This is a genomic window from Oceanobacillus sp. NCCP-135, assembly GCF_059698015.1.
The window spans coordinates 53,664-66,594 of the sequence record NZ_BAAKSZ010000003.1 but is presented as its reverse complement, the minus strand read 5'-3'; the positions used below and the strand labels follow the sequence as shown (position 1 = coordinate 66,594).

Annotated in this window: 16 protein-coding genes and 1 riboswitch; of the genes, 1 reads left to right on the top strand and 15 read right to left on the bottom strand. The window is 36.3% G+C overall.

Going from position 1 to position 12,931, the window contains the following annotated elements; translation table 11 throughout:
• Positions 1-164 precede the first annotated feature (164 nt).
• The 12 genes from AC6HVZ_RS03155 to AC6HVZ_RS03100 form a co-directional block, all read right to left on the bottom strand.
• The gene (locus tag AC6HVZ_RS03155; protein WP_497556682.1) at positions 165-1,472 is read right to left on the bottom strand and encodes a DRTGG domain-containing protein; all 1,308 of its coding nucleotides are present in this window, start codon (positions 1,470-1,472) and stop codon (positions 165-167) included.
• Positions 1,473-1,544: 72 nt separating this feature from the next.
• Positions 1,545-1,772 carry a hypothetical protein gene (locus tag AC6HVZ_RS03150; protein WP_497556681.1) on the bottom strand — a complete coding sequence of 76 codons (228 nt, stop codon included), beginning with the start codon at positions 1,770-1,772 and terminating at the stop codon, positions 1,545-1,547.
• Between the two features lie 90 nt (positions 1,773-1,862).
• Positions 1,863-2,351 carry a hypothetical protein gene (locus AC6HVZ_RS03145; RefSeq protein ID WP_497556680.1) on the bottom strand — a complete coding sequence of 163 codons (489 nt, stop codon included), beginning with the start codon at positions 2,349-2,351 and terminating at the stop codon, positions 1,863-1,865.
• A 34-nt stretch (positions 2,352-2,385) separates the two neighbouring features.
• Positions 2,386-2,940, bottom strand: a complete 555-nt coding sequence (locus AC6HVZ_RS03140; RefSeq protein ID WP_497556679.1) for a hypothetical protein — start codon at positions 2,938-2,940, stop codon at positions 2,386-2,388.
• Positions 2,941-2,952: 12 nt separating this feature from the next.
• Positions 2,953-3,861, bottom strand: coding sequence for a type IV pilus biogenesis protein PilM (gene pilM, locus AC6HVZ_RS03135; protein WP_497556678.1), 909 nt, complete (start codon positions 3,859-3,861; stop codon positions 2,953-2,955).
• 12 nt (positions 3,862-3,873) lie between these two features.
• Complete coding sequence (locus tag AC6HVZ_RS03130; RefSeq protein WP_497556677.1) at positions 3,874-4,629, bottom strand: prepilin peptidase; 756 nt, start codon at positions 4,627-4,629, stop codon at positions 3,874-3,876.
• A gap of 113 nt (positions 4,630-4,742) precedes the next feature.
• Positions 4,743-5,084 carry a competence type IV pilus major pilin ComGC gene (locus AC6HVZ_RS03125; protein ID WP_497556676.1) on the bottom strand — a complete coding sequence of 114 codons (342 nt, stop codon included), beginning with the start codon at positions 5,082-5,084 and terminating at the stop codon, positions 4,743-4,745.
• 37 nt (positions 5,085-5,121) lie between these two features.
• Positions 5,122-5,206, bottom strand: a riboswitch (cyclic di-GMP riboswitch).
• A gap of 46 nt (positions 5,207-5,252) precedes the next feature.
• The gene (locus AC6HVZ_RS03120) at positions 5,253-6,449 is read right to left on the bottom strand and encodes a type II secretion system F family protein (protein ID WP_497556675.1); all 1,197 of its coding nucleotides are present in this window, start codon (positions 6,447-6,449) and stop codon (positions 5,253-5,255) included.
• A gap of 3 nt (positions 6,450-6,452) precedes the next feature.
• Positions 6,453-7,493, bottom strand: coding sequence for a type IV pilus twitching motility protein PilT (locus AC6HVZ_RS03115; protein ID WP_497556674.1), 1,041 nt, complete (start codon positions 7,491-7,493; stop codon positions 6,453-6,455).
• 11 nt (positions 7,494-7,504) lie between these two features.
• Complete coding sequence (locus AC6HVZ_RS03110; protein WP_497556673.1) at positions 7,505-9,130, bottom strand: GspE/PulE family protein; 1,626 nt, start codon at positions 9,128-9,130, stop codon at positions 7,505-7,507.
• Between the two features lie 40 nt (positions 9,131-9,170).
• The gene (locus AC6HVZ_RS03105) at positions 9,171-9,587 is read right to left on the bottom strand and encodes a hypothetical protein (protein WP_497556672.1); all 417 of its coding nucleotides are present in this window, start codon (positions 9,585-9,587) and stop codon (positions 9,171-9,173) included.
• Positions 9,580-10,008 carry a type II secretion system protein gene (locus tag AC6HVZ_RS03100; protein ID WP_497556671.1) on the bottom strand — a complete coding sequence of 143 codons (429 nt, stop codon included), beginning with the start codon at positions 10,006-10,008 and terminating at the stop codon, positions 9,580-9,582. Before AC6HVZ_RS03100 ends, AC6HVZ_RS03105 begins: the two co-directional genes overlap by 8 nt.
• A gap of 62 nt (positions 10,009-10,070) precedes the next feature.
• On the opposite strand from AC6HVZ_RS03100, the gene AC6HVZ_RS03095 reads away from it, so the two are divergent.
• Entirely contained in the window at positions 10,071-10,919 is an 849-nt protein-coding gene (locus tag AC6HVZ_RS03095) for a PulJ/GspJ family protein (protein ID WP_497556670.1), read from the top strand.
• A 40-nt stretch (positions 10,920-10,959) separates the two neighbouring features.
• On the opposite strand, the gene AC6HVZ_RS03090 is transcribed toward AC6HVZ_RS03095, so the two are convergent.
• The 3 genes from AC6HVZ_RS03090 to AC6HVZ_RS03080 form a co-directional block, all read right to left on the bottom strand.
• A complete protein-coding gene (locus tag AC6HVZ_RS03090) occupies positions 10,960-11,640 on the bottom strand; it encodes a metal-dependent hydrolase (protein ID WP_497556669.1) in 681 nt (226 codons plus the stop codon).
• A gap of 87 nt (positions 11,641-11,727) precedes the next feature.
• Entirely contained in the window at positions 11,728-12,393 is a 666-nt protein-coding gene (locus AC6HVZ_RS03085) for a PspA/IM30 family protein (RefSeq protein ID WP_497556668.1), read from the bottom strand.
• Positions 12,394-12,762: 369 nt separating this feature from the next.
• Positions 12,763-12,927, bottom strand: coding sequence for a hypothetical protein (locus AC6HVZ_RS03080; protein WP_497556822.1), 165 nt, complete (start codon positions 12,925-12,927; stop codon positions 12,763-12,765).
• Positions 12,928-12,931: the final 4 nt, after the last annotated feature.

Here is a 12,931-nt window from a genome sequence, read left to right as displayed (position 1 = left end):
CTCATTTCTAGGCACTATAGTGTGCTGTGAATAGCTAAACATCCGGATCGACCACGTCAAGTTCCAGCATTAAGATCTAGCGAGTCTTCCTTCATTTTTATCAGTCAACATCCTATTATTTTCGGTCCGTGTATTGCTAAACGGCTGCTTATGCATTTGCCCCTTTACCGATCAATTAATTGTGCCATAATCAATCCTTTTCCAACGACTTTCTTGCCATTTAAGACTTCTACATCAATTTTCGCATAAATACGACCAACTTCTAATAGCCTTGGCTTGATCGTTAATTTACTATCTATCTGTACCGGTTTTATAAAATAAACGGTTAAATTCTCAACAACTAAATCACCTTTTTTCAGTTGACGTAATAATCTGCTGCTTGCTTCTGTAATTAATGCAGTAAGAACGCCATTCGACAATGTACCTAACTGATTTGTCATTTGCGGGATGACTTCAGTCTGATAGACAGCTTCGTCTTCATTTGATGCGATGAGCGTATTTGAAACGATATCTTCAATCGTTTCCCCGACTTGTGGTTGACGCTGAATCTGCTGGAGTGCTTTAAGCGCATCCTGCCTGGAAACAACACCTTTCAGACGATAGGTCTGGTCCACAACTGGAACCACTTCGATTCCCTCCCACACCATCATATGCGCTACATATGCCAGCGAGGTTTTTACTTGAACAACTAAAGGATTCTTGCTCATTACTTTTTCAATCAAATCTTCACTATTTTTTTCAATGATATCCTTTGATGTGACCATCCCAACAACACGGCCTTTATCATTTACAACTGGATACCTGGTATGCTTTGATTGTTCATTAAGCTCATACCATCGTTTCACCTTATCCTCGCTATATAAATAATAGGATTTATTATAGGGAGTATAAATATCCTCAACAGAGACGATTTCCTTCTTAATTAACTGATCATATATTGCACGATTAATCATTGCAGCAACAGTAAATGTGTCATAACTTGTAGATATGATCGGCAATTTCTTCTTATCGGCTAGCCGCTTTATATGATCTTCTGTGTCAAAGCCGCCGGTGATTAAAACTGCTGCACCCTCATTTAACGCCAATTCATGTGCTTTTATACGATTACCAACGATTAATAAAGAGTCTGCTTCCGTATATCGCATCATTGCATCAAGCTTCATTGCTCCAATCACAAATTTATTCAATGTTTTATGGAGACCTTCTCTACCACCTAAAACTTGTCCATCAACAATATTTATGACTTCAGCAAAGGTTAACCGTTCGAAGTTTTCTTTTTTCTTCTGCTCAATTCGAATGGTTCCCACTCGTTCAATTGTACTTACAAATCCTTGATTTTCTGCTTCTTTTATTGCCCGATATGCCGTCCCATCACTAACATTCAGTTCTTTTGCAATTTGTCTAACTGATATTTTATGCCCAACCTCAAGTGATGAAATATGCCGGATAATTTGTTCGTGTTTAGTAATCATTAGTTGGCCACCAACTTTCAACTGTACTAGTTCACTAATTATTATTAATTATACAGTTGAATTGACTGAAACTCAATGATTATGGGTGCGACGTCTGCTTAATTCTTCCTGTTCCATCACAGGCGGTTTGGTCATACGTAATAGTGTTGCAAAATTAGCACCGACCACCAATAAAAAAAAGATTAACCATATTCCCCAAAAAATCAATTCCAATGTGGAAGTTGCTTGCGGTATCATCGGCCAAGCAAAATACAAGAAGAACCCAGCAAGCAATAAACGCAAAATAGCATAATGACGCATCATGTCCCCTCCTTCCTAATACTGTATGATTCACTGTGTTAAATCAGAACAGAAGGATAGTAGAGGAAAAAGATAGCCTATTAAAAAAAGCTACCCAGTAGTGTGAAAGGTTCTAAATGTAATGGTTAAAAAAACTTGCTCTTCATTCTGTTGTATATTTATTGCATCGATCATCATTAATCGCTCGCCATCGAGAACATCTCTAAGGAATGCATTTATATCATATATACTCGCTGCAGAAGCATCAAGTGAATACATATTTTCATGTAAATTGGTAGAGCTATCCTCTGCTTCCTGCCCGTTCTCTCCCTGTAATCCTGATTCCATATAATCAATGGTCACATTTGTATTACTTGCTAGTTTCTGCAAGTTTACTAACAGATTGTCAGGCGATTTTTGATTAGGTACCATTAATCCTGCTGCCAACAAAGCTGAGTCTTGCACATCCCCAGTCGACTGGTTTATCATCTTTTCGTACTGTTTTTCAAACATTTCTGCTTCCCTTTGTAAGATAGCAGCTTCTGATTTCATTGGTTTAATAACAGATAAATAGGATATCCCGTAAATGATTATGACCACGCAGAGGATTCCTCCCAATATGATTCCATATTTTTTATTCCATTGTTTGATCATGTTCACCAAGCTCCTCTACAATGGTTTCAGTATTTAAAAAGCAAGTTAACGTTGCTTGATAAGCTGATTCGATACTGCTTACCGCAGTTAATTGTACATCTATTACATAATTTCTTTCTAATAATAACGCAATATAATCAGCCACAGCTTCAAGTGTTGAGAAGTCTGCATCAATGATGAATTGGTTTTCCCCTACATAATCATAACCTATTAGTTGATCTGGAGTAGATAATAAACCAAGCATTTCCTCATATAAAGTAACAGCAGGAAGTTTTTCAACTTGTAATTTCGTAATATCTGCTAGTAACTGCTGAAGATGCTGCATGCTGGCATTTTCTTTTTGATATTCTTCCAGTAAATTGGCAAACTTGCTGATTTTTATTTGTTCAGATTCCATTACATTAGCTGCATTATTCTTTTGAACGAGTAGCACACCAATGACTAAAGCGAGCAATACAACGAACACAATCCCCAAAAATATGGGAGCAGTATATTTATTTGCTTTCTTTTCTAACAAGTTAATTTCTGTATTCATCACTAAACCCCTTTATAAATCCCTTTTCATTGCCAATCCAAGAACATCCATATATTTAATCGGTAGCACTTCTTGCGCAAAATCATAGATTGGCAAATTTATCGCTTCAGACAGATTGACTCTCGCAGCTGATAAATATGAAAAGTCACCTGATAACAGTAATTTATTGATCCGATCTTCACCTTTTGTAATGGAATACTGATAAAAATCAATAATTCGATTAATCTCAATAATATACTCATTGATTATCTGAATAGCTGATTCTTCACTCATATCTTCCTGTTCGGCTTCTACTTTCATATACCTCGTAAAGATAGCTTTATGGTTTTGAAATGCTGTCAATACAACTGCATCCTGATTCCAATGGATAAGTAAGAGAGCTTCTTTTTGGTCTTGTTGTTTTGAATAATAATAACGATAGACAGATAGGGACGTTAGATCTGCCACCATTGGCTTTAGATCTGTTTCTGCTAAAACCTTTTCAAATGCGGTTAATTTTTCTTTTGGATAAGCAAAAAATAAAATATTCCTCTTTGATTCATCTACATCCAGGAATTCAAACGCTATTGCCGGATTTGCAAATGGCAAATAAAAGCTATTGCCAATCTGCGTTCTAATATAGCTATCTGCTTCTTCCTTCGATAAGGCTTTAGGTATTTGTAACTTCCGAATAACAACCGTATCATCAGGAACAGAAAAATAAACCTTTCTCCGTTTCCATTTATTTTCATGGACAAGTCGGTTAACGATTTCCAAAAGAATTGGTCTGTTTATAATTGTTCCATCTTTCATTGTATCTTTTGGCAATTCCACTTCCCCGTATGCCTCTGGGGTTTCGACAGAATTATTTTTAGTAAAAGCGTAACGTAATACCCGATTCGTAATAACAATATGTAATCTTCCATTATTCATAAATCCCATGTTGTCACCCGCTTATATGAAATAATTAAAATACCATTTAAGTAAAGAATCTCCGTAAAAATAGGTAATCAATGTTGCAATGACAATGTAAGGTCCAAATGGTACTGGCTGCTTTCGATCAATTAATTTGAATAAAAGCAGCAGCATACCAATAACGGCACCAATTATACAGGACAGAAAAAAAGCCAATAAGACTTTATCAACCCCTAAAACAATACCCAACACCCCGAACAGCTTCATATCCCCTGCACCCATGCCACCACGACTTACTAAGATAATTATTGCTAGAAGTACAAATCCGATGATCGCACCCAGAATAGATGACCACCATGGATCAAGTGGATGGATGATACGAGCGATAATGAAAAGAGGCAAGAAAAATAGGAGTACTTTGTTTGGGATTAGCATGTATTTACCATCAGACACCAGAATGATCATGAGCATGGAAACAAGTAGTAATGCTGTAATTAATTCTATATTTAATCCTTTTTTGATGTAGCTTAATGCAAATAAAATTCCTGTGGATAATTCAATTGTCGGATAAATATATGAAATTTTTTCATTGCAATGACGACATTTCGCTCCTTGGATGACAAAAGATAGTAGTGGTATATTTTCATACCAGGTTAATTGATGTGTGCAGTTTGGACAGATGGAGCGGTCATTTGCAAAGGGTATGTTATTTGGCAGGCGTAATCCTACAACGTTAAAGAATGAGCCGAAAATTAGGCCGAAGAGGAAGAATAATAGAATTAGAGAGATGTTCATGTAGTTGCTCCTTATTATATATAAAATAGTAATTGAAGAAAACGCCCTGCAACTGATAGAAGCATAGGCGCTAAATTTTACAAATTAAATTATTTTATTACTAACTATCACTTTCACTCTCTTGTTTCATAAACAAACGAACCACCATTGTTTTTTACAATTACTTTATTAGAGTCCTCGAAACCTTCAGGAATAGCATCTAAAAATCCATCATCTACTAAGTCCTTTAATGTGTATGAATCCTTTTGTTCTCCAGAGACATATGCAAGTCTTGCTGCATTTTCAAATAAATCCATATTTGCTTCAAGAGCATCATCTTCAGATTTACTAATCACATTCCCAATACTCGGTACCGCTATCGCCAAAATAATCCCCAAAATAACAATAACTGCCAATAACTCAACTAAAGTAAATCCTTTTTCTTTTTTCAACACTTTTTTCAAGCGTTCCAGCATAAAATCTCCGCCTCTCATTATGTAAGTTTTTAAATTAAACTCAGAAGGCCGGTTGCACTACATACTCCAGAATACCCAAGTGCCCATGGTAAAGGTACTCTTTCATCATATCCTACTTTTATCCTAATTCTATTATAATACATATAGTTACAAATATCTACTAATTTACTATAAATTCTCAAACATAGAAAACATTGGAATAACAACCGCAGCAATGATACTACCAACAATTACCGTTAAAATAATAATCATAAGTGGTTCAATCAATGTCTTAATTCTATTGGATAATTGTTCTACTTCTTCTTCATAAAATTCAGCAGCTTTTAATAGCATATGGTCTAAAGTCCCAGTTTTTTCGCCGATTTGCATCATTTGAATAACGAGTGCAGGAAATGCCCAATGCCCTTTCATTGGCTTTGTCATCGATTCCCCGGTTTCGAGTGACTTTCTAGACTGCCTCAGCACATTTAGGATAACACGGTTTCCAACAACCTTCTCAGTGATTTCGACAGATTGTAAGATAGGCACAGAACTGTTCACCAATATACTTAACGTTTGTGTCATACGAACCAATACACCCTTATGAACAAGAACTCCGAGAAATGGAAATTTCATCTTCAATCGATCTACCTGATATACAAATGTATCATTCTGCATGAAATATTTAAAAATTACTAGACCAAGTACAACGACTACAAGAAGCACCCACCAAAATGCTCCCACCCAATCGCTAATGGTCAGAATAAATTGGGTATATGGCGGGATCTCCTCACCAAATGAGTTAAACAGGCTAACAAATTGTGGCACAATAAATACTAATAAAAATATACTTAAAAACAATGTAATTATCCCAACAACACTTGGATAAAGAAGTGCTGAAACTACTTTTTGTTTATTTCGATATTCTTTCTCATAGTAATCAGCCATTTGGTTGAGAATTTCATCCAGCTTACCACTTACTTCCCCCGCCTGAATCATATTAACAAGCAATGTCGGAAAAACCAATGGATTTCGTTCTGCAGCTTTCGAAAGAGCCTCTCCTTGCTCAAGCCGCTTGTCAATATCAACAAGCGCAGTTCGTAATGCATAATTTTCCGTTTGCTTCATCATTGTTTTTGTTGAATCAGAAATAGAAATTCCTGCATGAATTAATGTGGAATATTGTCTTAGGAAAATAACAAAATCTTTATTTTTAACCTTCTTATTTAAAATAATATCTTTATTCCATGGTTTTGTCTCATCGATGTCAAAAATAATCAGACCGCTTTTTTCCAGTTGTATCAATGCAGCTTTTTTCGAATCTGCCTCAATTTTTCCGTTTATTTTCTGGCCAGATAGTCTTTTTCCACTATATTGATAGTTCACCTGTTAAACACCCCTTTCCTGCATAAAAGGAGCGGCCGTCTCATAAGTTATTTGATCTTCCTGGAGCAATCGCTTTAGGTCCATTTCAAGTGTGTGCATCCCCTGATCCTTCGAAGTTTGTAATACATTTTGCACCTGATGCAGTTTTTCGTTGCGAATTAAATTTTTCACTGCAGCTGTATTGATAAGGACCTCGGTTGCAACACGACGATCCTGCTTATCTTTTGTAATCAGCAATCGCTGGGAAACTACGGCCTTCAGAATCGTTGATAGCTGGATGCGTATTTGTGTTTGCTGTTCTGCCGGAAATACGTCAATGATCCGCTCAATTGTTGATACTGCATCTGTTGTATGTAATGTTGCTAAAACCAAATGACCTGTTTCTGCAGCGGTAATCGCTGTTGAAATTGTTTCCAAATCACGCATTTCCCCAACTAAAATAACATCAGGATCCTGCCTGAGACTAGCTCTAAGTCCATTTACAAAACTATTCGTGTCAAAACCAATTTCTCGTTGATCGATAATAGATTGCTGATGTGTATGTATGTATTCGATTGGGTCTTCCAATGTAATTATATGCTTCTGCATGGTCTGATTCATGTAATCGATCATGGACGCAAGAGTTGTACTCTTGCCACTGCCTGTTGGTCCTGTAACTAAGACGAGACCCTGTGGCTGATGAACAATTTCTTTGGTAATAGCTGGTAAATACAGTTCTTCAATGGTTGGGATTTTTGTTGGTACAATCCGAATCGCCAATGACAACTCACCACGCTGATAAAATGTATTAATCCGAAATCTCGAAACGCCATTAATCCCATAAGAAAAATCAAGTTCGCGATTTTCTGCCAGCTGTTTCATATGTTCATTCGAAATAATTTCTTTTACAATCTGTTCCGTATCAGATGGTTCAAGTTTAGCTGCAACTTGTTCAATTAAGTTACCATTTACCCGAAAAATTGGAGCCTTGCCAATTGTTAAATGTACGTCAGATGCCTTTTTATAATAAGCTTCTGTTAACCATCTATCAAATATCTCACTCATAAAGATTCTCCCTATAATTGTATTGAGACCTGCATGATTTCCTCCATGGAAGTCAATCCAGATTTTACCTTTTCCAGCCCATCTTGAATCAGAAAAGCCATACCCTGATCTCCCGCATAGGAACGAATTTCTGCAATCGATTTATTATTTAGCAGCATGCTTTTTATCGCATCATCGAGCACCATAACTTCCTGTACTGCTATTCTTCCACGGTATCCTTGTTGGTGACATACGCTGCAGCCTTGTCCATAATATACATGATTCACTTCTACCCCATTACTTAGAAATATTTCTTTTTCCATTTTCGTAGGCTCTCTTTTTGTTAAACAATCACGGCATAACCTGCGAACTAATCGCTGTGCCACAATTCCAGCTAATGATGACACAACTAAATACGGTTCAATGCCCATATCAATTAATCTTGGGATCGTATCAATTGCACTATTTGTATGCAAAGTACTAAACACCAAATGTCCTGTCAGTGACGCACGAATAGCAATTTCTGCTGTTTCCTGGTCACGGATCTCACCGACCATGATAATATTCGGATCCTGTCTTAAGATTGACCGTAACCCATTGGCAAATGTAAGCCCAATAATACTATTCACCTGTACTTGATTAATCCCTTCCAGCTGGAATTCAACCGGATCTTCAACGGTAACAATATTTACATTTTCTGTATTTAATTGATTTATTGATGCATAAAGTGTAGACGTTTTCCCTGATCCAGTTGGTCCTGTTAATAAAACGAGACCGGATGGCTGGGAAATCAGCTGATTGTATTTTTTACGGTTTTCCTCTGAGAAATTTAATTCACTTAGATGCATAAGGGCATTATTTAAATCGAGAATTCGTATAACGATTTTTTCACCATGAACCGTTGGAAGACAGGATATTCTGAGATCAACCGGTGTTACGCCAACCGTTGTTTTAATTCTACCGTCCTGCGGCAGCCTTGTCTGGGTAATATTCAAATCGGCCAATATTTTTATACGGGCAACCAACGAATTCTGCATCTGTCTTGGGATGATCTTTTCCGTCTTTAACCTTCCATCAATTCGGTACCGGACGTGGACATTCATTTCCTGAGGGTCAATATGAATATCACTTGCCTTTAGTTGGATACCGGTATTCAGCAGCTGATCCAGCAGTTGAATAACTGGAGCTTCCTCAACGCCATCTGGATTTTCTACGGTCATTTCCATTTCATTTTTAAAATAATATTTGTTGATCGCATACAGGATATCATCCTTCGCTGCAATAACCGGTGAGATACTAAAACCTGAAGACATTTCTAAATCATCAATGATGTAATAATCCATGGGATCCTTCATTGCAACCATTAGTGAATTATCCTGAATCCTTAACGGCATAATATAATTTCGTTGCGCCATTTCCTCAGGTACATAGCCAAGTACATGCTCATCAATCGGATAGCGATATAATGAAACATGCGGGATACCTAATTGAAACTCCAACACCTCGATAAGCTGCCGTTCTGTAATAAAACCAAGCTCAAGCAAAGCATCTCCAAGCTTCTGGTCGCTCTTTTTATTTTCCAATGCTTCATGTACTTGATCGTTCGTCACAAGTCCGGCATCCTGCAATAGGTCGCCCAGGCGTTTACGTGTGATCATTGGGATTCCTCGCTTTCATTGAATTAGATAATTACTTCGATTACTCCCATTTAATATTAATTTTATTTTCTAATACGATTTCTCTATTTGAAGAAACACCAATACTTTGATAAGAAATAGATTCTGGTTGATCTTCTAAATCAAATTCATCGATTACTATTTCAAAACATTTATTAGAATCTAAGCAATATTCTTCGTTTGGAATCCTTTCTTCCAGATATTGGTCAAGCGGGAGCGGTGGATCATCATTATTATTAAAGTCATCTAAAACACGTTCGACATAATCTATTCCCATTTCTGCAATAAGCTGGGCATCTATTTGTTTCTCCATAGTAGTTACTTGCTTAGTTGTATTTGTCAATTGAGTAAACAGTCCCAATATAAATACAAAAAATAATGTAATTAGCATTATCGTAAGCACAAGTGCAGCACCTTTTTCATTTTTAAAATTACTCATCCGATTTACCTTTTATGTATGTATACGATTCACTGACCAAACGATCATTTCCTGAAAAGATCTTTATGTTCGTTCGATATAAATTTATGTCCATTTCTTTACATACATTCAATTTCGCTTCATATATTTCTCCATTTAAAGAATAATCCTCAAAAAAAATATCCCCTGCTAAGTCCTCCTTACAATTGTCTATATGTTCACCAAAGAGACGAATAGCATCTTCATCTTCTTTTACATCACTAGCCACTTGACTAAGTAAATTACTAGCCACTAACTCATCATCCATATTCTGTGTCCAACTCATTATTTGCGGAAAAATTGGTAGAAATACTGCAATTACCATTCCTAATAGAGTAATGGATGCTATAATTTCAATCAGAGTAAACCCATTACTATTCATTTTTCTAAATTTATTATACAATGGAATTCACACCTTTTGCTGTGACTTTTTTCCTATTATACCATTTTACAGGATGTGTATCTATGAAAATTAGACTGTTTCATAATGAAAAAGGCCTAACATTAGTAGAGCTACTGGCAGCTCTTGGATTATTTAGCCTTGTAATTGCTCTATCTTCCGGTATCATTATGCAGCTTATAGGAAGTGAGCAAAATACAAGTGCATCCATTAACCTTAAGCAAGAAATCAATGTACTGACTAGCGAGCTAAGAAGCCGGTTTTATGAAGGGAAGAACGAAATTTGTTTTTCACCAGATAAGGACATAAAAATAACAGACTATCAGATCGTAAATGGTGATGAAAAACAGCTGTCTACTGGAAACTGTGTTATTGGCGTGGACAATGAAAAACCGATGAAACTGGATATTAGGTTTGCGAATAGCAAGGAAGATCAAAATTTTCATCTAAAAACCACCTGGACAGGAAGAGAAGTATATGAAGTTACTCTAGAAAAAGAAACAGAATGCGAAGAAAATGATTGCAGTGGAGATGATGGAGAAGACGAAGGTAATTACTCCGAACTTGCTTGCGTAACGAATGGTGCTGTTTTATTAAATAAAAAGGCGAAATTAATGAAAGATGTCTGCCCTAATGACAAATATATTGTAAGAGGAGCCCTGTCTACAAATTATCCCTTTTCCCTGCAACATGACGGGATAATATTGGAAATAGTAGGATCTGCTTATTTTGGAAAGGGAATTGAAATTGCTAAAAACACCAAATTACAGATAAAGGGAGCAGCTACATTTAATCAAAGAGTAAAATTAAAAAAAGATAGTTTGATTGATATTAAAGGTAGTGCAATTTTTACTGAGGTCGACCTACACAAAGGTGCGAGGATTATTGTACAGGGACAACAGTATAAACCTTGAAGTCATCAAAAGGAGCAGCATTCCTGCTGCTCCTTTTGTTTTACAATTCCAGTTCTTCCCCAATCCTCATCGCTTTACCTTCACCAGTCTTAACTTTCTTTGCCCAGCCTTGTGCATCCTGCTCAACAACCGGAAACGTATTATAATGCACAGGCACTACAATCTTCGCCTTAATCCAGTCAGCAGCAATCAGCGCATCTTCTGGTCCCATTGTAAAGTTATCACCAATTGGAACGAAGGCAATATCAATTTGATTCATTTCCCCATACATTTTCAAATCGGTGAACAATGCAGTATCACCAACATGGTAAATCGTCTTCCCTTCAACCGTCAGCAAAATTCCCCCAGGCATACCACCATAGATCATTGTGCCATCTTCTTCTATAAAAGAAGACCCATGAAAAGCTTGGGTGAATTTCACACGGCCAAATGCAAAATGATGTGCACCACCAATATGCATGGGATGTGTATTTAATCCTTTTGTTCCTAAGTAATTGGCTAACTCATTCGGTGCAACGACTAAAGAATCATTTCGCTTTGCAATTTCCTCCGTATCACCGACATGATCATTATGCGCATGTGTTAATAATATAACATCTGCTTCAACCGTATTTGCATCTAAATCACATGTATCGTTTCCCGAAATAAATGGATCAATTAATATTTTATGCGTTTCTGTTTCAACTTTTACAACAGAATGTCCATGATAAGATACTTTCACTTTAATCTCTCCTCACATTAACTATTTACCCACATACAAGATTGTTCCCATATATGAGTATTCTATATCCTCTACCCGATCTGCAAATTACTTATTCATTTTCTCTTTTAATGCAGCTAATTCTTTATCCACACTGCTTTCCTCAAGTTGTTTAAATTCATCTTCCAGCGTGCGGGATGATTGCTTGAGATCCTCTGACGTTTCTGCCTCGGCTTCAAATTGTAAAACCTTTTCTTCCATTCGTTCAAAGCCTTGTTTAGATTCATCACCACCTACTGATGACATGGTTCGATTCATTTTCGTTTTTGTTTTAGCAGTCTCTGCACGTGCTTTTAATGAATCTTTTCTCAATTTCATTTGATTATATTCTTTTTTCATTTCGTCTAATTTCTCGTTTATTTCAGTAGAATCACTTTTCGCTTTTGCCCATGATTCATTTAACACTTCCGCTTGTTTTGCATGGTCCTGTTTATCCTCAAGGGCACGTCTTGCAAGGTTGTCATCTCCAGCTTCAATCGCTTGCTCTGCTTGCTTTTGTCTTTTATCTATCATTGCCTCAGCATCATTTGCTTTTCGTTTAAGCATTTTTTCATTAGCGATTTGTTTCGCAACCGCTCCCTCTGCATCTCTAATATCTTCTTCCATATCACGCATGAACTGATCCAACATTTTGACAGGATCTTCAGCTTTGTCCAACATTGCATTTAATTCAGAACCTACAACTGTTTTTATCCGTTTAAAAAATTTAAACATGTCCAATCCTCCTCTAATTTTGAATAGATACCTACTATGTAGTACGAATATTCTCCAGAAAAGTTTCAAGAAAATATAAATTTATTACTAAAATTTAATCTGTTATAATGATTCTCTCCATGCAGACCTGTACTATATGATTAAAACCTAGGATTTATACAACAGAAGCTGATGGAGTTAAAAAAGAGGATCTGTTTTCATGACAAAAATACGATCGGAAGTATAAATGAATTATCAAAAGGGGTTAGAGATGTTGGAAAAAGTGTATCTTCTAGGATATCTTTTCCCATTAACATTAGATGTAAGACATCAATACCTATATATCTATAATCATCCATCCCAGAGACCCTGAGATGGATGAGTCATCACTTAATTTTTTTGGTTATTGTATTTGTGTATTGCTTTATTATTGTGCAGCTGATCCTCGACTACACCGCTTTGATAGCTTTCAAATAACTGATTTTGAACAGCGTCCACACCTTTTTCATCTTCAAAAAGTTCTTGGGCAAAATTTTTCTTTTGCTTTTTCGTCAAAAAT